This is a genomic window from Bifidobacterium asteroides (genome assembly GCF_009683175.1).
Classification (GTDB): Bacteria; Actinomycetota; Actinomycetes; order Actinomycetales; family Bifidobacteriaceae; genus Bombiscardovia; species Bombiscardovia asteroides_H.
Window position 1 is genome coordinate 131,963 of the sequence record NZ_WKKW01000005.1, and the last position, 23,408, is coordinate 155,370.

The window sequence follows — 23,408 nt, forward strand, 5'->3', positions numbered from 1 at the left end:
GTCCACACTTCATGAGTACCAAGGAAAGCTTAGCCGAGAAGGCAGGTCAGGATGCAGTCGCAACCCTGAACAAACGGACCGGGCGCAACATGCCGCAGGCGGTGGCTACCGGTGCGCTTCTGGTGGTCATCATCCTGGCCTGCATCCTGGTGCGCATCGACGCATTCATCTATCTGATCGTGATCTTCATGACCCTGGGGCTCTGGGAGCTCAGGGTGGACTTTGCCACGGCGGGCCTGCACATACCGGTGGTCGAGCTGTGGGTATGCTCGGCGGCCACCATGCTGGCCTCGTTCTACGCGCCGGACCATGTGGCGGTCATGACCGCAGGTGTTCTGATCACTGCCCTGGTCGGTGCCCTTGCGGCCACCCGCAGCCATCGTCTGGGCGGCCGTCTGCTCAAGGCGGTGAACGCCAAGCTGTCGGGCAAGGATGCTCAGACCATGGCCGATGCCTCCTACGGCACCGCAGAGGGTGAGAGCCGGTCAAGCAGCCTGGCCAATGTGGGAGTCACCCTCCTGACCGTTGTCTACATCACCCTCCTGGCCTGTCTGATAACCCTGCCCACCACCTTCGGCGGGCATCCCGCCGCACATGCTTTCATGGTGATTTTCCTGCCTGCCTTGAGCGACATCGGCGGTCTTCTCTTCGGCTCGCTCTTCGGCAAGCACAAGATCTCGCCCCGCATCTCGCCCGGCAAGTCCTTGGAGGGTCTGGCAGGCTCCATGCTCTGCTGCCTGGTCGGCGCCCTGGTCATCTTTGCGGCCACCTACCCCATGGCGGATTGGGGACGAATCTGGTGGGTCGCCCTGCTCATGGGCATCATGGTCGGAGCTACAGGCACCCTCGGGGACCTGAGTGCCTCCTTGATCAAACGCGACCTGGGGATCAAGGACATGGGCCACCTGCTCAAGGGCCACGGCGGGGTGCTTGACAGGGTGGATTCCATCCTCATGTCCGCACCGTTCATCACACTGGTTCTTTTGATTACCGGCCTGTGACCGGAATTGATGGTCGGAAGATTGATACAGGATGAGGTTGAGGTATGACGGATGTCGACATGACTGGTGACGAGCCTGAGACCGGCATCACACCCGGAGGCAAGGATGGGGCCTTCAGGGACGTTCTGGCGGCCGACCACGCCCGGCGAGGCAAGCCGCCGCGCCACTTTACGGACATGGACCAGAAGGAGCGTCAGGAGGTCTGCGCTCAACTGGGCCTGCCAAAATTCCGGGTCTCGCAACTGGCCAACCATTACTTCAATCATCTGTCCATCGACCCGGACGACTTCACGGACTTTCCCGCGGCCAGCCGCCAGGAGGCCGCACACCGCTTCTTCCCTGAACTGATCACCCCGGTCACCGTTCAGAAGGCGGATCAGGGGACCACCATCAAGACCCTCTGGGAGCTCTTCGACGGATCCAGGATCGAATCCGTGCTCATGCGCTACCCCTCCAGGGCCACCCTCTGCATCTCCAGCCAGGTCGGTTGCGGTATGGGCTGCCCCTTCTGCGCCACAGGTCAGCTGGGCCTGACCCGGAACATGTCAACCGGTGAGATTCTGGAGCAGGTCCGGGCCGCCTCCCGGATGATGAAGTCCGGACAGGTTGCCGGAGGTCCAGGTCGTCTGAGCAATATCGTCTTCATGGGGATGGGCGAACCCATGGGCAACTACCGGGCCGTGCTTTCCGCAGTCAGGCAGATCAGCGCCCTGCCGCCCAAGGGATTCGGCATCTCGGCCAGGAACATCACCGTCTCCACGGTCGGCGTGGTCCCCGGTATCCGCAAACTGACCAAAGAGGGAATCCCGGTTCGCCTGGCCGTCTCCCTCCATGCTCCCAGCGACAAGCTGCGCGACGAGCTGGTTCCCATGAACCGCCGCTTCAACACCACGCAGGTCCTGGATGCAGCCCACGACTACTACCTGGCCGGCGGCAGACGGGTCAGCATCGAGTATGCCCTGATGCGCGGCATCAACGATCAGGCCGAGCATGCCCGCCTTCTGGCCAAGCGCCTCAACCACTACGGGGACGACTGGGCGCACGTCAATCCCATACCTTTGAATCCGATTGAGGGATCCCGCTGGACAGCCTCCAAGCCCGAGGATGAGCAGCGCTTCCTGGACATCCTTCACAAGGCCGGCATTACTGCAACCATGAGGGACACCCGCGGATCGGACATCGACGGCGCCTGCGGACAGCTGGCAGCCAAGGCCGTCAAGCTCCAGGCCTGATTCAGCGTTTGCAAAGTGGTCATGCCATAGTGTGGACATGCGGTAGTCTTCAGACACCGCAGAAGCTAATGTCGTGACTCAAACAATTCGGTTCAGGCAGGAAGGCAGGTCGCATGACGGTAGCGGTTCGTGTCATTCCCTGTCTTGATGTCGACCAGGGCCGTGTGGTCAAAGGCGTCCACTTCAAGAACCTGCGCGATGCGGGTGACCCTGTCGAACTGGCTTCCGCCTATTACCAACAGGGAGCCGACGAACTCACCTTTCTGGATGTGACCGCTTCGGGCAGTGGGCGAGCCACCATGGTGGACCTGGTCAAAAGCACTGCCGACCAGATCTTCATTCCGCTGACCGTCGGCGGAGGTGTGCGCAGCCCTCAGGATGTCGACACTCTCCTGAGATCCGGGGCAGACAAGGTCGGGATCAACACGGCAGCCATCGCCAATCCGCAGGTCATCGACGACATCGCCCAGCGGTTCGGTCGCCAGGTCCTGGTGCTCTCGGTCGATGCCCGCCGATCTGATGCACAGGGCATTACCTCGGGATATGAGGTGACCACTATGGGCGGTCACCAGTCCACCGGCATCGATGCCATCGACTGGGTCAAACAGGCCCAGGTGCTCGGGGCCGGCGAGATTCTCCTCAATTCCATGGATGCGGACGGCACCCGTCAGGGCTTCGATCTGGAGATGATCGCCGATGTGCGCAAGGCTGTATCACTGCCGCTCATAGCAAGTGGAGGGGCCGGCAAGGCCGCCGATTTTCCTCCTGCTGTCAAGGCCGGGGCCGACGCGGTCCTGGCGGCTTCCGTCTTCCATTTTGGCCAGGTGTCCATCAAGGACGTCAAGCAGGCGCTCCATGCAGCCGGTTATCCGGTTCGATGGCAGGCCTGAACCAGTCCACGCAGATAATTTCGGCACCACAAGGTGCATGGCTTTTGCAGGCCCGGTTGGCAGCCATCGGGAAACCCTATCCGTACCTTAAACAATCAAGCGGCAAAGTTAAGTCGGACAAATCGGGAGAATGAGGATCAATGTCACAGTTTTCGAAGAACGAGGAAGCACGTTTGGATCCGAGCATAGCGGCCAGGCTCAAGAAGGATGCCAAGGGACTTGTGGCAGCTGTGGTCCAGCAGTATGACAGCCGTCAGGTCCTCATGGTCGGGTACATGGATGAGGAGGCCTTAAGACGAACGCTGACCACGGGTAGGGTCACCTTCTGGTCACGCTCCAGACAGGAATACTGGCGTAAGGGAGACACCTCCGGGCATGTCCAATACGTCAAGGGAGTCAGCATTGACTGCGACGGGGATGCGCTGCTTGTCGAAGTAGACCAAGTGGGGGCGGCCTGCCACACCGGACACAGGTCGTGTTTTGAAGCCGGAGGACCCTTGCCCGCGGTGCAAGGCAACCGTACACAGGCACAAATGCAGAGCGAGGAAGGGTAATCCGGTGCAGAAAGACGCTAAGGTTGTGGCAGGGAACATACAGGAAACTGGAGGGAAGGGCTCTATGACCGTCTTGGATGAACTGGTGGCCGGCGCCGTGGAGGATGCAAGGAGCCGGGTACAGAAGATTCCTTTGGAAAGCCTCAAGCAACAGGTCAGGAGCATGAAGCGCAAACCTCTGGACGCCGGCCGACTGCTCCGGGAGAGCGTTGGTATTCCGATCATCGCGGAAATCAAGCGCGCCTCGCCCTCCAAGGGGTATCTTGCCGACATCAAGAATCCTGCTGCCCTGGCCCGGCAGTATGCCAATGGGGGCGCCTCGGCCATATCGGTCCTGACCGAGGGCAGGCGCTTCCTGGGGTCCTTGGAGGATCTGCGGCAGGTCAGGCAGGCCGTGGGCATTCCCGTGCTCAACAAGAACTTCATCGTCTCCGACTACCAGGTCTGGGAGTCCAGGGCCAACGGAGCCGATATGATTCTGCTGATTGTGGCGGCCTTGGATGACACCCGCCTCAAGCATCTGCTCGATCTGGCCGGGAGCCTGGGCATGACCGCCCTGGTGGAGACCCATGATCGTCAGGAGATCGAGCGGGCCATTGCGGCCGGCGCCAGGGTGATCGGCATCAACGCCCGCAACCTGAAGGACCTGAGCGTTGATGTCGACCAGTATGCCCGACTGGCCTCCAACCTGCCCAAGGATGTGGTCAAGGTGGCCGAGTCCGGAGTGTTCGGGACGGTCGAGTTGGAGCAGTACGCCCGGGCAGGGGCCGATGCGGTCCTGATAGGAGAGGGGCTGGTCACCTCCCAGGACCAGGAGGGGACGGTCCGCCTGCTGGTTCAGGCTGGTCACCGCTTCAAGGCCGCCGAGGCCAGGCCCCTGTCGACCCATGACGGTCCCTATTTCGGCCCCTATGGCGGACGTTTCGTTCCTGAGGCACTGGTTGGCGCCCTTGACGAGCTGGAGCGGGTCTATAAGGAGGCCAAGGCCGATCCGGCCTTCCGGGAGGAGCTGAACAGGCTCAACCGGGTCTATGTGGGGCGTCCCTCGGCCCTGACGCCGGCTCCCAGGTTCGCCAAGCTGATCAGCGATCGTGTCGGCGGCCAGGTCAGGGTCTTCCTGAAGCGGGAGGATCTGAACCACACGGGCGCCCACAAGATCAACAACGCCCTGGGCCAAGGGCTCCTGGTCAAGCGCATGGGCAAGACCCGGGTCATCGCGGAGACCGGCGCTGGGCAACACGGCGTGGCCACGGCTACGGTCTGCGCCCTCCTTGGCTTCAAGTGCCGAATCTACATGGGGCAGATCGACGCCCGCAGACAGGCCTTGAACGTGGCCAGGATGCGAATGCTGGGAGCCGAAGTCGTCGAGGTGACCACCGGTACCAGGATTCTCAAGGACGCCATCAATGAGGCCCTGCGCGACTGGGTGACCAACGTGGAGTCCACTCACTACCTGCTGGGCACGGTGGCCGGCCCACACCCCTTCCCGACCATCGTCAGGGACTTTCAGAAGATCATCGGCGAAGAGGCCTCTGCCCAGCTTTCCGCATACGGCATCGACCATCCTGACGGAGTTGTGGCCTGCGTCGGCGGAGGTTCCAACGCCATCGGCATCATGAACACCTTCCTGGACGATCCCCGGGTCTCCCTCTATGCTTACGAGGCCGGTGGAGACGGTCCCAGTTCGGGCAAACATGCCATCCGCCTGTCGCCCGGCACCGGTCAGGTCGGCGTTTTCCAGGGGACCAAATCCTATCTGTTGGAGGACGACCAGGGCCAGACCATGGATACCTACTCCATCTCCGCCGGCCTGGATTACGCTTCGGTGGGGCCTGAGCATGCTTGGCTACACGACATGGGCCGGGTCAAGTATGACTATGCGACCGACAAGGAGGCCATGCAGGCTTTCAGCGATCTCTGCCGGACCGAGGGCATCATCCCCGCCCTGGAGTCCTCGCATGCCTTGGCCGGAGCCAGCAAGGCGGCAACGGACCTTCTGCGCAAGGGAATCAGGAATCCTGTCATTCTGATCAACATCTCGGGCCGGGGCGACAAGGATGTGGCCACGGCGGGCAGATGGTTCGGCTACCTTTCCGAGCAGGAGGCCAGCGCTCTGGAAGCCCAGGCCGGGCAGGCCAAGAGCAATGAAGCAGAAGAGGAGGCCCGTTGATGGTCAACCAGCAATGGCAATGGCAGAAAGCCCCCGTCCAACCTGTCCAGCCCGTCCAACCTGTCCAACCCAAGGGGTTCAGCCGCGCGACCAGCCCGGTGGCGTCCACACTGCAGGCCCTCCGCCAGCAGGGCAGGCCGGCCTTTATCGGTTACTTCCCCTATGGATTCCCCGATGTGCCCACATCCCTGGAGGCCATGAGGGTCATGGTGAGAAGCGGGGTCGACATCGTCGAGATCGGACTGCCCTACAGTGACCCGGTCATGGACGGTCCAGTCATTCAGGCGGCCAGCAAGTGCGCCATCGACAATGGCGTCAAGGTCGAGGGTGTTTTCGACGCGGTGCGTCAGGTCCAGGCGGACGGTGCCAGGGCTCTGGTCATGAGCTATTGGAATCTGATCCTGCATCACGGGGTGGCGGATTTTGCACAGCGCATGGCCGAGGCCGGTGGGGCCGGGCTGGTCACCCCCGATCTGATCGTAGACGAATCCGGGGAATGGATAGAGCAGTCTGACCGCTACGGCCTCGATCGGGTCTATCTGGTCTCGCCCGACTCCACCGATGCTCGTCTGCAGATCACCTCCCGTGCTGCCAGGGGCTTCGTCTACGCGACTTCCCGGATGGGCGTGACCGGCGAACGAACCAGCATGTCCAATTCAGCCCAGAATTTGGTGGCGAGAGTCAGGCATGCGGGCGCTCCTTATGTCTGCGTGGGCATCGGGGTTTCGACCGCACAGCAGGCCTCCCAGGTCGGCGCCTACGCGGACGGGGTCATCGTCGGCTCGGCTCTGGTCCACTGCCTTCTGGATGACGAGGGCAGGCCGCGGAAGGACCGCAGAAAGGCACTGGAATCACTGGCTGAGATTTGCTCAGATCTACGCTGGGGCATCTCCCAGTCCAGGAAGTGAGCGGGGCTGTAAGGTCCAGGGGCTAGATTGGGGCTTTATGACGCTTGCCTACATTCCATCGCCGGGAATATCCAGCTTCCAACTGGGGCCGGTCACCATCAGGTTCTATGCCCTGACCATGCTCCTGGCCATCATCGTGGCTGCCTGGATCACGGCCAGGCGCTGGAAGAAGGAGGGTGGCAGGACCGACCAGATTCTGGACATCGCCATCTGCGCGGTACCGGCCGGCATCGTCGGCGCAAGGCTCTATCACGTCATCACCACCCCCGAACGCTACTTCGGAGCCAACGGCAACCCTGCAGACATCCTGCGCATTTGGCGTGGCGGGTTGGGCATCTGGGGTGCGGTCCTCCTGGGAGCCCTGGCAGCCTGGGCCTGGTGCCGTCACAAGAATTACCCGACCGCCCTGCTGGCAGACAGCGTGGCTCCTGCCCTTCTGGTGGCCCAGGCCATCGGGAGGCTGGGTAACTGGTTCAATCAGGAGCTCTACGGGGCTCCCACCACGCTGCCCTGGGGATTGAAGATCGACGCGGCAGGTTCCGCCATCGGCAGCAGCGAACAGTGTTATGACGGGGCCACCTGCCCGACCGGCACCCTCTTCCAGCCCACATTCCTGTATGAGATGATCTGGAACCTGATCGGCGCAGCCCTCCTGGTCTGGATCGGCCACAAGGCGGTGAACGTCCTCAAGGCCGGATCCCTTTTCGCCCTCTATGTCATGTGGTACACCCTGGGACGCACCTGGATCGAGGCCCTTCGCATCGACTTCGCCCACGAATTCCTGGGAGTCAGGATCAATGTCTGGGTGTCCATGACGGTCTTCTTCCTGGCGGCCGCAGCCTTCGTCCTCATAGCGCGCAAGGGCAAGCCAACCTCCCTCTTGTCCGAAAAACTGAGGACCATCACCGAGCTCGAGGTCCGTCAGGAATCCGAGGCCCAGAGCAAGTAGGGCAGGGGTCGGCCACCCAAGGGCCGGGACCTGTGCAATTGAGCCACAAACCGGTGCCGCCAGTCTTCCGCACAACATAGAATAATCTCCATGAGCATTCAGATAGCACCCAGCATTCTTTCCGCCGATTTCGCCAACTTGGAGCGGGATCTCAAGGCTATTGCCAATGCCGATATGGTCCATGTGGACGTGATGGACCACCATTTCGTTCCCAACCTCACGCTTGGTGAGCCTGTGGTGGAGCGCATCTGCCAGGTGACCGACCTGCCGGTGGACGTGCATCTGATGATCGAGGACCCCGACCGCTGGGCCCCTGAATTCGCCAAGCTGGGTGTCGCCTCCGTTACCTTCCATACCGGAGCCGTCCATGCCCCGGTCCGTCTGGCCCGCCAGCTTCACGACATGGGGGTCAAGGCCTGCCTGGCCGTGCGCCCTGCCGAGCCTGTGGAGCCGATCTTCGATATTCTCGATGAGTTTGACATGATTCTGGTCATGACCGTGGAGCCAGGCTTCGGCGGCCAGAAGTTCCTGGACAATCAGATGCCCAAGACCCGTCGTCTACGTGACCAGATCACTGCCCGGGGCCTTAAGACCCACATCCAGGTGGATGGCGGGGTAAGCCCCACCACGGCTCCCATCGTGGCAGAGGCCGGAGCCGATGTCCTGGTGGCAGGCTCTGCGGTCTACGGTGCCGACGACCCGGCCAAGGCCATTGACCAGATCAGGCAGGCCGCGCAGGTAAGCTACAAGGACTGACAGGTTTTGCAGGAAGAACGGAGATAGCCAGATGAAGACCTTCGATGGGTTGTTCGAGGAGCTCACGACCAAGGCCAAGGAGCGCCCGGAAGGATCCTTGACCGTGGACGAGCTGGACAAGGGCACGCATTTCATCGGCAAGAAAATCAATGAAGAGGCCGGAGAGACCTGGATTGCCGCTGAGTATGAGGGCAAGGAGCGGACGGCCGAGGAGATGAGCCAGCTGCTGTACCACATCCAGGTAATGATGATCGATCGAGGCATTACCCTGGAGGATGTCTACAGGTATCTGTGACTCCCGATCCCATCCCACTGTAGATTCGCTTCCGCAATTAGGAGGTTGCCGTGTTGAAGGTCGCGGTGCCCAATAAAGGCATGTTGTCCCAGCCCGCATGGAGGCTGCTGTCTGAGTCCGGCTATCGTCTTCGTTCCAACGACAGGCAGCTGGTGGTCGATGACGTCGACAACGACATCCAGCTCTTTTACTTAAGGCCCAACGACATAGCGGTCTATGTTGGCCTGGGAACCATTGATTTGGGCATCACCGGGCGTGATCTTCTGCTGAACTCGGGTACCGAGGCTGTAGAGGTCACCCAGCTGGGATTCGGCGCTTCAACCTTCAGGTTCGCCGCTCCCGAGGCCAGCGCTATCAGGAGTCTGCAGGATGTGGACGGCAAGCGGATCGCCACTACCTTCGACCGGCTTCTTGGCGATTACCTTGTCGGCAAGGGACTCAAGGCAGAACTGATCCACCTGGATGGGGCGGTGGAGTCCTCCGTCCAGCTTGGTGTGGCCGATCTGATCGCTGATGTGGTCTCCACCGGCACCACCCTGCGCAACGCCGGGCTTCGGGTCTTCGGCGATCCCATTCTGAAGTCGGAGGGGATTCTCATCAGGTCGCCCCGCCTGGATCCGGATGATGACCGGTTGGCGGTCATGTCCCGAAGGCTGGAGGGTGTGCTGACAGCCCGCCGCTATGTACTGATGGATTACGACATCCCGGTTGAGCGTGTAGCCATGGCTGTAGGCATCACGCCCGGGTATGAGTCTCCGACAGTCTCCTCCCTGCACGACAAGCAGTGGGCGGCTGTCAGGGCCATGGTACCCAGGGACCAGGTGAACAACCTCATGGACCGGCTTTATGAGATTGGTGCGCGCGCCATCCTTGTAACAGCCCTTCAAGCTTCTAGAATGTAGTCGGATGGCACTGATCGATCGAATTTCACGCAGCAGGTACAGCCCTGAGCCGCGGTCGGTAATTCTCACCGTACCGAATGTCATCAGCCTGCTTCGCATCCTATCCATACCCCTTATTGCCTATCTGGTAGCCAACCGGCATCTGATCATTTCCCTGGTGGTCATGCTGATTTCGGCCCTGTCGGATGGTGTGGACGGGATCATTGCCCGCAGGTTCAACCAGGTCAGCAAGCTGGGTCAGATTCTGGACCCGGTGGCCGATCGTCTGCTCATTCTCTGCTCCGTCCTTGCCCTGAGCATCGCCTCCATACTGCCCTGGTGGCTTCTGGCCCTGGTCGGTGCAAGGGACGTGCTCATGGGCCTGCTGGTTCTGGCTCTGGCCCAACACGACTATGGCCCTCTGCCGGTGCACTTCGCTGGAAAGACCGGAACGGCCGTGCTCATGCTGGCCATACCTGCCCTGATCTTTGCGGATGTGGGCACTTCCGCCTTCTTCCGCTTCTTCCATCTGGTGGCTCTTGCCGCCGTCATCTGGGGTGTGGCGCTCTACTGGCTGGCGGGGCTGATCTATGCACGTCAAGGCATTGGACTGCTTCGTCAGGACCATCAGGACCATCAGGACAGCCATCATGACTGAGCCACAGATGACGCCTGAATCCTTCCCCGTGCCGCCCGACCGTGCCCTGATTCACCGCCGGGCGGCTTTTTCACATTCCACTGCCGGTCTGGAGCGCCACTATGTGGATGAGGAGAGCTCCGAGCCCTCCCAGGAGTCCATTCGTCGGCGCATGGCCGATGAGTCCCTGAGGCTGATCGATGACCTGACCAACCGCCCCATGGATCCCATGTTCGAGGATGCCCGCCTGTTGCCCGCTGAGCGTAGATCACCGGTGAGCGTGTGGGTGAACAGGATTCTGGTCTTCATCATCTGCGTGTTGGTCGGCTTGGCCGGCACGGGCATAGTGCAAGTGCTCCACAGGGATCCGCGTCAGAAGGTGCGCGAAAAGCTGATTACCCAAGTGGAGGCGGTCAGCAAGCGTGCCAACGACCTCAACGGGCAGATTTCGGACCTCAACGGCAATATCGACACGCTTTCGGGTCAAGTGGGCGGCCAAGGCCAGGACGGCACGCAGACAGCCGACGATCTGACCAACGGCACCAGCAAGGTGCAGGGCCAGGGCATCGTCATTACCCTGGCCAACCCTATAGCCTCAAAGGATTCCCGGGACAATGCCGATCAGATCAAACTGGTCACCGACCAGGACCTGCAGTGGTTTCTGACCAAACTCTGGTCTGCAGGAGCAGAGGCCATCGCCATCAACGGCAATAGAATAGGAACACAGACATCAGTGCGCACGGCCGGTCAGACCATCCTGGTGGGTACCGCCTCCATCGAGGCCCCCTACAAGATCGAAGCCATAGGAGACCAGGGTGCCCTGTCTGATCTGATGTCTCGCAGCGATTTGCAAAGTCGCTTGCGTGACCTGAAGAATGCGAATATCACCGTCAATGTGAACAAGCAGCGGCGCCTGAACCTGGATGCCGTCGGTCTGCCCAATCTGTCCTATGCCGGAAGGAGTCATTGACATGTCGGCAATTCTCGGCCTGATCCTAGGCGTGGTGGCGGGCATCTTTCTCAAGCCCGACATTCCCATCGTCCTGCAGCCCTACCTGCCCATTATGGTGGTGGCCGCCCTGGATGCGCTCATGGGGGCGGTCCGTTCCTACTTCGAACGTAGCTTCTCCGACCGTGTCTTCGTGGTCTCCTTCATCTCCAACGTGATCACCGCCACTCTGCTGGTCTTCCTGGGCAACCAGCTGGGCGTGGGATCCCAGCTGTCCACGGCCGTGATCGTGGTTCTGGGCATCCGCATCTTCTCCAACGTATCCGCTATTCGGCGGTTCATTTTCAAGGGGTGATCATATGAGACACACCCTCAGGAAGAAACGCGATGAACAGATGCCCAAGAGCATTCCACCCAGGCGGCCCGGGCGGGTCAGGGCCCCATCCGACGATACACAGACCGGCGCTTTCCCTGTGGTTCGCCGGAGGCCTCTGCGCACACTCAACTCCAACGCCACCAGGGTCAGGCTGGTCACCAGCGTCCTGGTGGCCCTTATGTGCGCCCTGCTGGGCTTCGGGTACGCTGTCCAGGTGCGCAATAACCAGTCCTCTTACCAGAGTCTGTCTGAGGAAGAGCTGGTGCGGGTGCTGGACGAGACCAGCAACCAGGTCGATAAGCTGGAGGAGCGCAAGAGCCAGCTCAACCAGCAGCTGACCTCCATCAAGTCCGCCGCCGACAAGCAGAAGGAGGCAGCCCGCATCGCACAGCAGAACGAGCAGAGCAGCGGCATCCTGTCCGGACGGCTGCCGGCCCAGGGCAGGGGAGTGGTCGTAACGGTCACTGAGGACAGCGACCGCGTGGATGCCTCGACCATGTTCAACCTGATTGAGGAGCTGCGCAACGCCGGGGCCGAGGTCATATCCTTCAATGATGTCCGGGTGGTCACCAGCACCTATCTGCTGGATACCCGCACCGGCCTGCAGTGCGATCATGCCAAGCTGCACAGCCCCTACGTCGTCAAGGCCATCGGGGATCCGGACAGTCTGCAGAACGCCATTCAGATCGCCGGGGGAGTGGGCTCGCGGATCAAGGTGCAATTCCATGCATCCGTGTCCGTGGACCAGTCCGATAGTGTCAAAATCGACCAGGTTCGACGCGTGCAGGACTACCAGTATGCAAAGCCTGTAGAATAGGCAGTTATGACAGAACCTATTCCCACTGCGGGCGAGACGACCATCATCGGCATGCCGGCCCTGAACATTCCAGTCACCTCCAACGGTGACCGTCCACTGACCAAGGACGATCTGGAGACCATGGCCCGATTGCCCGAGGGTACAGCCCTGCTGATCTCTACCAGGGGAGCGGTGTCGGGATCGCGCTATCTGTTGGACGAGGACCAGGTCAGCGTGGGCCGCGATCCGAAGGCCGACATTCTGTTGGATGACTCGACGGTCTCCCGGGCGCACGCCATATTCGTAAGGACTGATCACGGCTTCCGTGTCGAAGACACAGGCAGCCTCAACGGCACCTACGTCAACCGTGAACGCGTGGACCAGGCTGATTTGCACAACGGCGACGAGATTATGATCGGCAAGTTCCGGTTGGTCTACTTCGATAATCGGGCAGTCATCGCCAAGAACTGACGGGGGGCTTGACATGGCCGAAGAGGCGCCGATGTTGGTGCAGGGGGAACTCTTTTCGCCTGAGCAGGCCGAGGGCACGACCCGTGGCTATCGGGGCACGGTCGCGGCCAAGGTGGCCGGCATCACCTATCGGCAGCTTGATTATTGGGCACGCAAACGAATCGTAGAGCCCTCGATCAAGGCTTCGCACGGGTCAGGCTCCCGCAGGCTTTATTCCTTCAAAGACGTGGTCATTCTGGCTGTCCTTAAGCGGCTTCTGGATGCCGGTGTCAATCTGGTCAACGCTACAAGCACCGTGGCTTACCTTGAGCGTCGGACCGTCGGTCAGCTTGAGCATGTGACCGTGGTCTGCGACGGTGATCGGGTAACCGAATGCTCAGGCCCCGATCAGGTCTTTGCCTTGATGCAGTCCGGGCGCGCCGTTTTTGCTATCTCTGTGGGCGCAATCTGGCATCGTATGGATCTGGAATTGCAAACCTGTGACCATGTGGATTTGACTACCGGACAGCTGACCCCAGGACTGCCTGAGCGGCCCATTGACGAGCTGACGGCCATGCGCCTACGCCAGCGTCTGGAGCACCAACACGAGCAGCGCCGGCGGGCTGCATGATTGAGTGGACAATATTGTGTGAACGGCATGAAGCGGCCAAAACAGGGGAGAAAAACGATAAGTAATTTGACATAACGTACATTATCGGCTTATTGGGTCATGATTACGATTTTGCCATTTTCCAGCGATTCACGGTCGATCCATTGTGGTCAAACTTGGTGACGCTTCACCAGCTTCACTCAAAGATTGCAAAGGGCCACCCAGGTAATCTTGGGTGGCCCTAGGTGGTCCTAAAAGGCAGGATACAGTTCTGGTCGACTCAGTGCTGAGTTTGATCGTTATCGAAGTAATCCTCGGCGGCCTGGGACAATTGGTCGACTTGATTGATGACTCGGTAGCAACCGTGGGACTCAAGTTCTCCGGGCTCGGCATAGCCCCAGCCGCATCCCAGGCAGTCCAGACCGGTTTCCTGCGCACCATCAGCATCAGTCCAGCGATCGCCGACCATAAGGGCCCGTTCGCCGTGTTTGGCGTCAAAGCTAAGCTGCTCCAGCGCGTAGGTGATGACCTGGTCCTTGGTAATCCTTGTGGAGTCCTTGCTGGCGCCATAGACGCCGCCTACCAGTGGAGTCAGCCCGAAGTGGTCACAGACCGGTAGGGCCTGATACTCAGGCTTGCAGGTGGCCACAGCCAAAGTCAGACCATGCTCGCGCATACGATTCAGCTGTTCGGGGATGCCGTCGAAGACGGTGGCGAGCAAGCGTCCAGGAATGTGTTGTCCTGGATGTTCCGGATCCTCGAATGTTGCTATCTCGCTGTAATAGCGCCGGTATATCTGTACGCCCCTGTCGAGGTCTTCCTCCCTGACGCCGTTGCGACGCAACGATACTTTCACGGCCGGCCCGATGAATCTGCGAAGCTCGCTTTCATCGGGCACGGGATAACCAAGATCCTTAAAAGTTTGCACCACGGAAGCGATAATGCCTGGGTGTGAGGCAGTCAGGGTGCCGTCGAGGTCCAGAAGGACCAGGCGGCGCGGTGATTTACTCATAGTCGGGGAACCATCCTTCGCGATGCATTTTCAGGCGCTTGTCCAGCACGGCCTTGAGTTCATCCTCAGACCGACGCTCCAGCAGCATGTCCCAGTGGGTCCTGGTCGGCTTGCCGGTTTTGCCGGAATCTTGCTCGTCATGTCCTTCAAGGTGAGCGATCTGCCCGCAGCGGCATTCCCACTCCTGCGGCACCTCAGCGCCCTCAGCCAGCGGCAGAATGGTCCTATGGCCCTTGGGGCAGATGTAGGCGACCTCGCTGCGTGCCGCGAAGTCCACATTCTGATCGGATTCCAGGGACTTCGCCCCAATACTCATGCCGCGAAGACTGCGCTCTGCCATGATTCCTCCATACTCGTGTCCGTCACTGCCTCCAAGCTACAGAACAGTGTTGACCTGAAACTTATTCCCTGATTGGGCCTGTGTTCACTCCACGCCCGTGTAAGCCACAATGCCGCGATTGACCTGGTCTGCGGCGATGCTGGCAGTCCTGGCCAGGTGATGCCCTCCCCTGCCCAGGTAGGGTTCCACCTGGACGATTTGGGTGAGCACATCGGACAGGCGTTTGGCGTTGCGCACGAAGTCCCCCGCCGTCAGATCGCTGTCATGCAGAATGGTGGTCAGCGAGTCGCCGCAGGCCCAGTCGTAAATGGTCGGCCCCAAGCCAAAGTCGATTTCCGGGGGCAGTTCCAATCCGGCCTGATCACAGCGTTCCTGCACCTGGGACCACTGACGCTTCATATCCTCCATGGCCTCAACCAGCCCGGGAGCCCGGTATCCGGCCCTCTCCCCCGGCTGCTCCCCTACCCCACGGCGTGATTCGTAGACCAGCCCGGAGACTGCGGCTGCCAGTTCTGCCGGCTCCAGATTGTCGAGGATGCCCCGATCCAGAATCTCGGCAAGGCTCAGATCCTGCTCGCTGTAGATGCGCCGGAGTAGCTGGCCTTTCCTGGTCAGTCGGCAGTCGTCAGGATCCACGGGGCGGGTGTAGCGCAGGTCGGCCAGAATCTGGCAGATCCTGTCGAACTGGCGTGAGACTGACCCGGTTTTGGACTCGTACTGTTCACGGGTGCGCTGCAGTTCCTTGTCCATGCGAATCCACCGGTTCCCCCAGCGCAGGTGCTTGGGCAGATCCGGGCACTGGCGGCAGGGATGGTTGCGCTCCTGCTCGCGCAGCTGGTCGATGTGCCGGTCAAGGTCACGGAATGCCCGGTCGCGGGCCTTCTCGCTGGTGAATCGTTGCCGCTTCAGGCGGCGGCGATCATTCTTCTGGGCCGAGGAGAGGGCTGAACGGATGCGCATGAACTCGATCAGATCGCCACGGCTGCACTGGGCGGCCTTCCGGTAGTCCTCCAGGCCGCTGGTCAAAGTTTCGATGCGTTCCTCCAGCTCCGAGGCTGATCGATTGGCCTCCCACTGGGCAAAGGAGTGGTCCAGGGTGTCCCGGGCACGCGTGTAGCTGGAGGAATTGAGCAGGTTGACGGCCATGTTGAAGGTAGGCCGGAAGCTGGAGTGCAGCGGGTAGACCCTCCTGCTGGATAGGGCTGCCATGGTCTTGGGGCTGAAGTCCCGATGATCGACCACCACCACATGGCCGATGTCGTCGATGCCGCGTCGGCCGGCCCGACCGGTCAGCTGGGTGAACTCACCGGGTGTCAGGGCCACATGCCCGGTGCCGTCGAACTTCTCCAGCTTCTCCACCACGACGCAGCGGGCGGGCATGTTGATGCCCAGGGCCAGGGTTTCGGTAGCGAAGACCACCTTAAGCAGTCCCAGTTCGAACAGATGTTCGACTATCTGCCGGAAGAGGGTGACCACGCCGGCGTGATGGGCGGCGAAGCCCTGCTCCAGAGCGAAGCGGAACTGGGAGAACCCCAGCGCCTTGAGATCCTCCTTGCTGAGCTGGCCGGCGGCCATGGAGTCAACGATGTGCCGTATGCGGCGGGCCTCCTCGTCGGTGGTCAGCTGCAGCCCCGCCCGGATGCATTGCTGGACGGCCTGGTCGCAGCCGGTGCGGGAGAAGATGAAGTAGATGCCGGGCAGCATATCCATGAAGTCCAGCTCGTCGACCACGTCGGCCCGGCTTGGACGGTACCGCTCCCCCATCCTTCGCTCCGGCCTGCCGCCTCGGCCATGACGGTGGTGGTGTCCCTGGTCGCGGGCCTGGGCGCGCTCCTGTCCGGCCTTGTCCAGCTGGGCCAGCCGGGAGACCAGACGCGGGTTGATTTTTGGGGTCTGCTTTCCAGAGCCATCGTGCCGGTACAGGTCCAGGATCTCGGGCTCGGTGTGTCTGTCGGCCTGGACCAGGACATGCTGCTCCAGCGGCACCGGCCTGCGCTCAGAGACCACCAGATGGGTGCGTCCACGCACCGATGATATCCAGTCGGAGAATTCCTCCACGTTGGACACGGTGGCCGACAGTCCAACAATGCGGGTGGAGGCCGGAAGATGGATGATGACCTCCTCCCATACCGGCCCCCGGAAGCGGTCGGCCAGATAGTGGACCTCGTCCAGGATCACGTACTTCAGTGCCGTCAGGGTGGAGGACTGCTCATAGAGCATGTTGCGCAGGACCTCGGTGGTCATGACCACGATGTCCGCCTCGGAGTTGATGGAGGTATCGCCGGTCAGCAGCCCCACCCGGTCCTCGCCGTAGCGGTCGACCAGGTCATGGTATTTCTGGTTGCTCAGCGCTTTGATGGGGGTGGTGTAGAAGGTCTTGACGTTCTGTTCCTGGGCCAGAAATACGGCGAAGTCGGCCACGATGGTCTTGCCGGCGCCGGTCGGAGCGGCCACCAGGACGTTGTCGCCATCCTCCAGGGCGGTGATGGCCTCCAGCTGGAAGTCATCCAGGGGGAAGGGAAGCTTGGACTGAAAGCGTGCGGACGCACCGGTCATGCGTTTGCGGTGACGGCTGAAACGGGCGTAACGTTCCGCCGGCCCCGGTTCGGATGTCGATGAATCCTGTCCGTGGTGACGATGACCTGACATGTTCCTCCAAGAACTACCTATTGAACTGCTTCCACCGCCGCCAGATGCGGCCGTGGTTCCTCCTGCGCTGCTCCTTGCGTTGCAGGACCAGGGCATGGGCCTGGCTGTAGCGCTCGGTTGACTGCGACAGGGGCAGGGCGAAGGCCGGACCTTTAGTCCTATCCGTTGCCTGGGACTGCCCTGCTGCCGGGGGTTGCGGCATGTGACGGTTCAGATCGTCCGAGACCCGCCCGATCGAGCGGCTGGCTGCCATGGCGTGTCGGATGGCGTAGACTGCTCCGCCGATCAGCATGGCCAGCATGAAGATCACAAGAAGGATCCAGATCCATCCAGGCATGGCACTCCTCTCCGACCGGAACTAGTGCCGGTCCTGCTCCTTGTCGTGAGCGTCGCTGATGGTGATCTCGCGCTGGGCACGGGCCAGGATCATGGTGCGCAGGGTCTTGGGCGCCACTGCGGTGATGTGCTTGGCGTGGGCGATACAGAAGGCCACGAACCAGGAGTCCGAGGAAACGGTCAGGTGAACCTTCTGCCCGGAACCGCAAGGCTCCACAGAGGCACCCGGCAGGGACTTGATGTAGGGCAGGTCCGGCCGGTCAGTGATGAAGACCGCAGCCGTGCCGTTGTCGAAGGACCACTTGCGCAGTTCGCTGACCGGTACGTCGGGGAACTCCACCTTGTGGCTGGGCTTGACGATGGTCGCATGCTCGATTCTGGCGATTCGTAGAACCTGCCACTGCCGGTTGCGCCCGGTGCCCTGCTTGAGATGACGGCTGGAATCCGAGGGAGCGTCCGCAGCCTCGGTGCCCTCTGCGGCGTCACCTATGTCGGTCCAGGCGGCGACATAGTAGACGCCCTCATCCACGAAGATCTTGGCGGGGGCCACAACCTTGCGGCGGGTCCGGCCGGCGGCGTCCGTGTACTCCATATCCAGCAAGGACTCGGTCTTGATGGCCCGGCGCACCACCGAGAAACTCTTGGGTTCGGTCTCGTACCCGGTAAGGGAGAGCCAGGGTGTCTCGCCCGGTCCGACATGGGTGCGCAGGCGCTGGTAGAGCGACTCGGCCTGGCTGCGGGATTCCTCGGGCAGCAGGGGCGAATGGGCCAGGTAGTTGAGCGAGGCGGTCAGCATGCTCAGGTACTGGGGTGAAATGCCAGCCAGCCGCTCCAAACCCAGTGAGTTGGTGGCCGAGACGATGCCGCTGTCGTCTAACAGGGACCAGTCGATGTCGAAGAACTGGCTACCGGCCATCTCCCCGTCGTCCGAGACCGTGGTCAGGGTGTTGATGTCCTTGTGGATGGTATTGACGTACTTGCGTAGCTCTTCCTTGCTGTTCGGGTGGCCGATGAAGCGGTCGGCCAGCTCGGCCAGGGAGAATTCCTCGCCTAGGTGTGCGGACAGGAAGAGCATGAGCCGCAGTCGGCGGTCCACCTCGGACCCGGTCTGGAAGGAGGATGCGCTGGCCCGGCGGGCGTGCCGTAGGTCGGTGTCGTCGTCACTCAGGTCACTGGCGAAATGCTCGACGCTGGTTCGTGCAATCTCCGGGGAGATGACCGTTGCCGCGCCGGGGCTTTGCGACTCGTCAGCAAGCTTGAAGCGGGTGGCTGCATCCAGACGGCGCCGGAAAGCATCCGCAGCCTCCTGCGGGCTGACGATGGAGGCATCGGGGTGCTCCAGGACGAACATGGCCAGATCGTCCGAGTCGGCATAGGCCACGTTCAGGTTCTCCCCGTCCACGTCCACCGTGGCGGCGAAGCGGCGGGAATCGATGACCTTGACCAGGTTGTCGGGAATGCGCTGAGTACCCAGCCCAGGGGCTATGGAGTCCAGACCCAGGCCAGGGATGGGCACCTGCGGCACGCGGGACGTGGTGCGCGAGACCGGTCGGGTTGGCTCCTCGCAGGCCTCCTGGGACATGGCAATGGATCGCGCAAGGTAGTTGGCCGCTGCCAGTACCGGCATGTCCTCCTGATTGAAGTGCATGCGGATGCGGGGCTCGTCCCCCAGCTGCAGACGGTAGGAGGCGAAATCCTGCCCCTCGGACTTGGAGGAATACTCGGGTTGACGGGATTCGATGGCAATGCCCATGGCCGCCAGCTTGGCCCGGTCACGCTGGAACTGCTTGGCGAAGGCAGCCTTGGCGGCCTGGTCGGCCAGCTCGCCGTAGGAGTCGGCATAGGCCTTCACCCGTTGCGCTATTTGCCGTGATGTAAGCCATTGCGGGAAAGCGGACGATAAGACGGCTAGGACATCAAGTTCGTGCTTGCCCCATTTATCCGAGAAACGCCGTCTTCCGTTCGTGCCTTCTGCCATCAGTCCTCGCGTATCGTTAAAATTTGTGTATCAGTGCGCCTAACGCACGTCTACCTATCATAGATTGATTTTCAGGACCGTGGGAGCCAAACACCCAAATATGGTCCCTTTTCTTGACAGGCTGAACCTTGTTGCGCCTGGCTCTAGACCCACTCGTCCGGTTCGATCCCTTGGGGTCCCACATACTGACCGTTGGGTACGTATGAAGAGCGCCCCTGGTCGCTCAGATGGGCATCGGAGTATAGGGTCACATCCCTGCCGAAAGTCCAGTCCCCCTCGATGGTGACCGAGTTGGCAGCCGCCAGGCTGGGAACCCCGTAGGGGAAGCGCTCGTCGAAATCGGCGATGTACTTGTAGTAGCGCTCATCCAGCTGGACGTTGGGGAAATCATAATTGCCGTCCTCCATCTCATAGGAGTCAGTCAGATGGAAACGGTCGGAGCGCATGATGAACAGGTCATCGGTGGTCTTGACCGGCAGGAAGCGCATACGGTCCACCTGTACACAGATGGCCCCCTCGAAGAGCGTGGCGGCGGAACCCATGGCTGTCTCTAACTGCACAACGGGTCTGGTGGAAGGGTCGGTGGGATCGACGGTCTTCCGGTTCTCAATGATGGGAAGGGGCAGCACCCCGTCGTATTCGGCCAGCTTGTCGCGCAGAGCATCGACCCTAACCCAGATGCTGTTGGTGTTGAAGTAGGGATGCTTGCGGATGGACATGGCCGAGCTGCGGTCATGCGGGTCCACCTGGGACATCTCCCGCAGAATGAGGCGTCCGCTGGCCTTGTCGATGACGATGTGGCCACCCTTGCGGTCAGCCTCGGTCCGCTTGGCCACCTCGATCATGAAGGGTGCTCCGGATTGGGCGAAATAGCCGGCCAGGGTCCTCGAAGGTCTGGCGCCCAGGTTGTCGGAGTTGGAGATGAACAGGTAGTCGATTCCCTGCTTCTTGAGTGTGTCCAGCAGGCCGGTCTCCCAGATGGTCGAGAAGATGTCGCCGTGGCCGGGAGGGCACCATTCCAGATCAGGCTTGGCTGGGAAGTCAACAGGACGGCCAGTATCGGCATCGATCTTGGGTTCGATGTGCTGAATAATCTCCATGGGCACGTCGGTCTGGACGAAGCGGCGGTCTTGCTTGACCACGCGCATGGTGTCTCGTGAGGTGCGGAAGGAATTCATGAAGATCAGTGGCAGGGGTACTCCCAGGCGCTTGCGGGCAGTCAGCACCTGACCCATGATGATGTCCAGGAAGCGCATCCGACGGGCCTTGTGGCGACGTATGGGCAGCAGAGACTTGGCCTTTTCCAGGCCCATGGAGGTGCCCAGCCCACCGTTGAGCTTTATGAAGGCGGTGCGGGAGAACGCGTCCAAGGCCATGTCCATGTCCATGGTGTCGTGGATGTCTTTGGTGCGGGGCACATCCTTGAGCGGGGTGACGTCCTTCTCGCGCACGCAGGCCTTGGCATCTCCCCGTTCCCAGGTTTCGTAAAGATGCCTGAACTGGTTGATGGAGACTTCGCTCATGCCCTTGTCTCGCATCTTCGCGGCCGAAAGGTCGAAAACGTCTGTGCTCATGGAACCCCTTCCGGGCTGGGACGACTTGCGGCCGACGCGGGTTGCGCCGACCGTTCAGAATAATGATAGCAAGTCGATCATGGGGCTCGGTCTGTCTGGACTTGTTTGTCGGGACTCTTCAACCAGGACTCGCCGGACCATTGTCGGCCCGGTGACGCTGTGCTACTATTTCTACTCGGTGCTGATGCACCGTCGGGCCGTAGCGCAGTTTGGTAGCGCACTTGACTGGGGGTCAAGGGGTCGCGGGTTCAAATCCCGCCGGCCCGACCAAATAGCAATAATTCCAAGGTCTTAGGCCTTGGAATTTTTGTCATTTGCTCCGAATCGGGCATATATCAGGTACGTCACCCTCCGATTCGGAAGATCTTCAGCTTATTCGGCAGCATGGTGTTACGGAATATTTGGGCCGCCACATCCTCAGGCCGGCATCTTACCGTTCGTCTTATATGCACGTATAGGAGTTCGATTTTCCACGCTCCCCATGCGTTGAGGATGCTTACATCACCCAGGATTTCTACCGCCTCTGCAGGCGTTAGCAGTCTCATCGGAGTCGGAGCCGGGTTTTCGCTCATTGCTTGACTCATATCTGTTCTTACTCGTCAGCGAAGAGCGACTCAGGTTCATGCTGGTTATCGCTGATGGGAATGAGCTGGTATCTGACGCATAGAGGTTGTCATGGCAAAAGCACGGATAAACGATAGGTGATTGAAGGCCGCCCAGGTTACGACTGGGCAAGGCCATGTCTGCAAGTAGGAGCCGTCGATATATAGCACTCCCTGCCAAATACACGGATGACCCTCAGAACGCCAAAGTCCCTGTGCAATACAGATTCAAGGATTTCAAAAAGGGTCTCGTTGGGAGGTGCGATGGAGGACTGCTGGCACCACCCGAAGAATACTGTCCCGCCACCACGGCGAAGCTGAGGGTTTCATGGCCGAGATTGAGGACCGGATACGGTCAAACCGGTAGATCGATTCCAGGGACTCACGCCAACCCTTGAGGCAGGCTGCGGACTTATGGCGACAGGATCTCTCTACGATTAAGAGTTCGTCCGGGGGACGCTACATGCGCGAGCTACGCGTCTGGGTCATTGCCCGATCGGGAAATGCGGTCTTGAGTGATATTACCGCTGTGCAGATCCAGTACTGGTGCGTCTGCATTGCCGAAGGGACTGCGCCTTATTGGGAAGTGAACGAGATTCCGTCTCCCCACTGTCTGCATCATCGATTCGCTCAGCGGGTAAGATCGCTCTGGGGAATTTTCTGGATGTAGCGGTTGAGAACCGTTGGATTGAATAAATCCGGTGGCGAAGGCCAAAGCGCCACACGGCAGGGCGTTTCAATGGCGGATATATGTGACCCCACAGAAGCTTAAGTCCATTGCCTGCAGATGGACTCGGCAAATGCCACGGTCGTCTACCTGCTTGAATACATGGGGCCACGTATCGGCGAAGCCTTGGTCTTAAGATGCGGAGACGTGGATCTGAGCCGAAATCAGCTCAACGTGCTTCGTGCCCAGTCGGTCAATGCCAACTTACACTTGGCCGAAACCGTTCCGAAAGGGAACCGAACCAGGTTCATTCCCATACCCAGCCAGCTGTTGCCCATGGTCAAGACTTTGCTGGAGGGCCCGGACACTAAGAATTATCGGTTGTTTGGGCCGCGAGGTGATAGGCAGACCATCATCAACTGGCGGAACTGTATATGGGCGTCTGCCCTGCGTGAAGCCGGCATGCAGGATATTTAAGAATTGGTCATTCGTTCTCTACGCGACACCTCCGCCTTCCAGCGATCAGGGCCGGTGCGGACATAGAGACCCTGCAGGCAGTCCTGGACCACGCCTCTGTCACTGAGATTCTGGACACTTACGCTGATCTTTGACCGAAGTTATCGGCCAGGACATCAGAATTTGACAATGGAAGTTTGCTCATAGCTGCGACCATACTGGAAAGCAATCAGGCTCATGTATCTTCAAAATCTCAAGAAGGTACTTCTTCTCAAAAGTGAGCCGAAGGACGGTCTTCTGTGAATTTGTTGATACCTCTGATTTTTGCAATGACTATGCA

21 protein-coding genes, 1 tRNA gene and 2 pseudogenes are annotated in these 23,408 nt (G+C 60.6%); 17 read left to right on the forward strand and 7 right to left on the reverse strand.

The genetic code is table 11. The annotated features are described in order from the left end of the window. The first annotated feature begins 11 nt into the window (after window positions 1-11). The 16 genes from GKC41_RS07630 to GKC41_RS07705 all read left to right on the forward strand — a co-directional run bounded on the left by GKC41_RS07630 (window position 12) and on the right by GKC41_RS07705 (window position 13,475). The gene (locus tag GKC41_RS07630; protein WP_154313657.1) at window positions 12-1,001 is read left to right on the forward strand and encodes a phosphatidate cytidylyltransferase; all 990 of its coding nucleotides are present in this window, start codon (window positions 12-14) and stop codon (window positions 999-1,001) included. A 44-nt stretch (window positions 1,002-1,045) separates the two neighbouring features. Further along, on the forward strand, window positions 1,046-2,233 hold the full coding sequence (gene rlmN, locus GKC41_RS07635; RefSeq protein ID WP_418904397.1) for a 23S rRNA (adenine(2503)-C(2))-methyltransferase RlmN: 1,188 nt from the start codon (window positions 1,046-1,048) through the stop codon (window positions 2,231-2,233). Between the two features lie 113 nt (window positions 2,234-2,346). Beyond that, complete coding sequence (gene hisF / locus GKC41_RS07640; RefSeq protein WP_154313658.1) at window positions 2,347-3,123, forward strand: imidazole glycerol phosphate synthase subunit HisF; 777 nt, start codon at window positions 2,347-2,349, stop codon at window positions 3,121-3,123. 140 nt (window positions 3,124-3,263) lie between these two features. Then, window positions 3,264-3,677, forward strand: coding sequence for a phosphoribosyl-AMP cyclohydrolase (hisI, locus tag GKC41_RS07645; RefSeq protein ID WP_154313659.1), 414 nt, complete (start codon window positions 3,264-3,266; stop codon window positions 3,675-3,677). A gap of 64 nt (window positions 3,678-3,741) precedes the next feature. Then, the gene (trpB, locus tag GKC41_RS07650; RefSeq protein WP_154313660.1) at window positions 3,742-5,847 is read left to right on the forward strand and encodes a tryptophan synthase subunit beta; all 2,106 of its coding nucleotides are present in this window, start codon (window positions 3,742-3,744) and stop codon (window positions 5,845-5,847) included. Continuing rightward, a complete protein-coding gene (gene trpA, locus GKC41_RS07655) occupies window positions 5,847-6,755 on the forward strand; it encodes a tryptophan synthase subunit alpha (RefSeq protein WP_154313661.1) in 909 nt (302 codons plus the stop codon). The genes trpB and trpA overlap by 1 nt, the downstream gene beginning before the upstream one ends. 37 nt (window positions 6,756-6,792) lie before the next feature. Then, a complete protein-coding gene (lgt, locus tag GKC41_RS07660; protein WP_154313662.1) occupies window positions 6,793-7,704 on the forward strand; it encodes a prolipoprotein diacylglyceryl transferase in 912 nt (303 codons plus the stop codon). A 90-nt stretch (window positions 7,705-7,794) separates the two neighbouring features. Beyond that, a complete protein-coding gene (gene rpe, locus GKC41_RS07665; RefSeq protein ID WP_029678892.1) occupies window positions 7,795-8,460 on the forward strand; it encodes a ribulose-phosphate 3-epimerase in 666 nt (221 codons plus the stop codon). A gap of 31 nt (window positions 8,461-8,491) precedes the next feature. After that, window positions 8,492-8,755, forward strand: coding sequence for a phosphoribosyl-ATP diphosphatase (locus tag GKC41_RS07670; protein WP_046322855.1), 264 nt, complete (start codon window positions 8,492-8,494; stop codon window positions 8,753-8,755). Between the two features lie 50 nt (window positions 8,756-8,805). Further along, window positions 8,806-9,657: an ATP phosphoribosyltransferase gene (gene hisG / locus GKC41_RS07675; RefSeq protein WP_324612104.1), complete on the forward strand. Its 852-nt coding sequence runs from the start codon at window positions 8,806-8,808 to the stop codon at window positions 9,655-9,657. Window positions 9,658-9,661: 4 nt separating this feature from the next. Continuing rightward, the gene (locus GKC41_RS07680; RefSeq protein WP_195760202.1) at window positions 9,662-10,294 is read left to right on the forward strand and encodes a CDP-alcohol phosphatidyltransferase family protein; all 633 of its coding nucleotides are present in this window, start codon (window positions 9,662-9,664) and stop codon (window positions 10,292-10,294) included. Then, entirely contained in the window at window positions 10,287-11,243 is a 957-nt protein-coding gene (locus tag GKC41_RS07685; protein ID WP_195760203.1) for a DUF881 domain-containing protein, read from the forward strand. Before GKC41_RS07680 ends, GKC41_RS07685 begins: the two co-directional genes overlap by 8 nt. A 1-nt stretch (window position 11,244) precedes the next feature. Next, window positions 11,245-11,577 carry a small basic family protein gene (locus GKC41_RS07690; RefSeq protein WP_015021764.1) on the forward strand — a complete coding sequence of 111 codons (333 nt, stop codon included), beginning with the start codon at window positions 11,245-11,247 and terminating at the stop codon, window positions 11,575-11,577. 4 nt (window positions 11,578-11,581) lie between these two features. Further along, entirely contained in the window at window positions 11,582-12,415 is an 834-nt protein-coding gene (locus GKC41_RS07695) for a DUF881 domain-containing protein (protein ID WP_154313664.1), read from the forward strand. A gap of 6 nt (window positions 12,416-12,421) precedes the next feature. Next, the gene (locus GKC41_RS07700) at window positions 12,422-12,865 is read left to right on the forward strand and encodes an FHA domain-containing protein (RefSeq protein ID WP_110417160.1); all 444 of its coding nucleotides are present in this window, start codon (window positions 12,422-12,424) and stop codon (window positions 12,863-12,865) included. A 13-nt stretch (window positions 12,866-12,878) separates the two neighbouring features. Beyond that, entirely contained in the window at window positions 12,879-13,475 is a 597-nt protein-coding gene (locus tag GKC41_RS07705) for a MerR family transcriptional regulator (protein ID WP_154313665.1), read from the forward strand. 259 nt (window positions 13,476-13,734) lie between these two features. Here GKC41_RS07705 and GKC41_RS07710 read toward each other — a convergent pair whose 3' ends face one another. From GKC41_RS07710 to GKC41_RS07735, 7 genes and pseudogenes are all read right to left on the reverse strand, one after another. Next, complete coding sequence (locus GKC41_RS07710; RefSeq protein WP_154313666.1) at window positions 13,735-14,466, reverse strand: HAD hydrolase-like protein; 732 nt, start codon at window positions 14,464-14,466, stop codon at window positions 13,735-13,737. Then, entirely contained in the window at window positions 14,459-14,806 is a 348-nt protein-coding gene (locus GKC41_RS07715) for an RNA polymerase-binding protein RbpA (RefSeq protein ID WP_029678882.1), read from the reverse strand. The genes GKC41_RS07710 and GKC41_RS07715 overlap by 8 nt, the downstream gene beginning before the upstream one ends. Window positions 14,807-14,890: 84 nt before the next feature. After that, on the reverse strand, window positions 14,891-17,455 hold the full coding sequence (locus GKC41_RS07720; protein ID WP_154313667.1) for a DEAD/DEAH box helicase: 2,565 nt from the start codon (window positions 17,453-17,455) through the stop codon (window positions 14,891-14,893). Window positions 17,456-17,468: 13 nt separating this feature from the next. Next, window positions 17,469-17,792 (reverse strand): hypothetical protein, encoded by a 324-nt coding sequence (locus GKC41_RS07725; RefSeq protein ID WP_154313668.1) that lies wholly within the window; start codon window positions 17,790-17,792, stop codon window positions 17,469-17,471. 21 nt (window positions 17,793-17,813) lie between these two features. After that, window positions 17,814-18,911: pseudogene (locus tag GKC41_RS09115) on the reverse strand (helix-turn-helix transcriptional regulator); the annotation flags it as partial. A 75-nt stretch (window positions 18,912-18,986) separates the two neighbouring features. Next, window positions 18,987-19,769, reverse strand: a pseudogene (locus tag GKC41_RS09120) (WYL domain-containing protein); the annotation flags it as partial. A gap of 143 nt (window positions 19,770-19,912) precedes the next feature. After that, window positions 19,913-21,343 (reverse strand): UTP--glucose-1-phosphate uridylyltransferase, encoded by a 1,431-nt coding sequence (locus tag GKC41_RS07735; RefSeq protein ID WP_154313670.1) that lies wholly within the window; start codon window positions 21,341-21,343, stop codon window positions 19,913-19,915. A 193-nt stretch (window positions 21,344-21,536) separates the two neighbouring features. On the opposite strand from GKC41_RS07735, the gene GKC41_RS07740 reads away from it, so the two are divergent. After that, window positions 21,537-21,613 (forward strand) — tRNA-Pro (locus tag GKC41_RS07740). Window positions 21,614-23,408: the final 1,795 nt, after the last annotated feature.

Excerpts from the sequence above, each read along its gene's own strand:
- GKC41_RS07630 (WP_154313657.1), top strand. The coding sequence starts at position 12 with ATGAGTACCAAGGAAAGCTTAGCCGAGAAGGCAGGTCAGGATGCAGTC.
- rlmN (WP_418904397.1), top strand. The coding sequence starts at position 1,046 with ATGACGGATGTCGACATGACTGGTGACGAGCCTGAGACCGGCATCACA.
- hisF (WP_154313658.1), top strand. The coding sequence starts at position 2,347 with ATGACGGTAGCGGTTCGTGTCATTCCCTGTCTTGATGTCGACCAGGGC.
- hisI (WP_154313659.1), top strand. The coding sequence starts at position 3,264 with ATGTCACAGTTTTCGAAGAACGAGGAAGCACGTTTGGATCCGAGCATA.
- trpB (WP_154313660.1), top strand. The coding sequence starts at position 3,742 with ATGACCGTCTTGGATGAACTGGTGGCCGGCGCCGTGGAGGATGCAAGG.
- trpA (WP_154313661.1), top strand. The coding sequence starts at position 5,847 with ATGGTCAACCAGCAATGGCAATGGCAGAAAGCCCCCGTCCAACCTGTC.
- lgt (WP_154313662.1), top strand. The coding sequence starts at position 6,793 with ATGACGCTTGCCTACATTCCATCGCCGGGAATATCCAGCTTCCAACTG.
- rpe (WP_029678892.1), top strand. The coding sequence starts at position 7,795 with ATGAGCATTCAGATAGCACCCAGCATTCTTTCCGCCGATTTCGCCAAC.
- GKC41_RS07670 (WP_046322855.1), top strand. The coding sequence starts at position 8,492 with ATGAAGACCTTCGATGGGTTGTTCGAGGAGCTCACGACCAAGGCCAAG.
- GKC41_RS07680 (WP_195760202.1), top strand. The coding sequence starts at position 9,662 with ATGGCACTGATCGATCGAATTTCACGCAGCAGGTACAGCCCTGAGCCG.
- GKC41_RS07685 (WP_195760203.1), top strand. The coding sequence starts at position 10,287 with ATGACTGAGCCACAGATGACGCCTGAATCCTTCCCCGTGCCGCCCGAC.
- GKC41_RS07690 (WP_015021764.1), top strand. The coding sequence starts at position 11,245 with ATGTCGGCAATTCTCGGCCTGATCCTAGGCGTGGTGGCGGGCATCTTT.
- GKC41_RS07695 (WP_154313664.1), top strand. The coding sequence starts at position 11,582 with ATGAGACACACCCTCAGGAAGAAACGCGATGAACAGATGCCCAAGAGC.
- GKC41_RS07700 (WP_110417160.1), top strand. The coding sequence starts at position 12,422 with ATGACAGAACCTATTCCCACTGCGGGCGAGACGACCATCATCGGCATG.
- GKC41_RS07705 (WP_154313665.1), top strand. The coding sequence starts at position 12,879 with ATGGCCGAAGAGGCGCCGATGTTGGTGCAGGGGGAACTCTTTTCGCCT.
- GKC41_RS07710 (WP_154313666.1), bottom strand. The coding sequence starts at position 14,466 with ATGAGTAAATCACCGCGCCGCCTGGTCCTTCTGGACCTCGACGGCACC.
- GKC41_RS07715 (WP_029678882.1), bottom strand. The coding sequence starts at position 14,806 with ATGGCAGAGCGCAGTCTTCGCGGCATGAGTATTGGGGCGAAGTCCCTG.
- GKC41_RS07720 (WP_154313667.1), bottom strand. The coding sequence starts at position 17,455 with ATGTCAGGTCATCGTCACCACGGACAGGATTCATCGACATCCGAACCG.
- GKC41_RS07725 (WP_154313668.1), bottom strand. The coding sequence starts at position 17,792 with ATGCCTGGATGGATCTGGATCCTTCTTGTGATCTTCATGCTGGCCATG.
- GKC41_RS07735 (WP_154313670.1), bottom strand. The coding sequence starts at position 21,343 with ATGAGCACAGACGTTTTCGACCTTTCGGCCGCGAAGATGCGAGACAAG.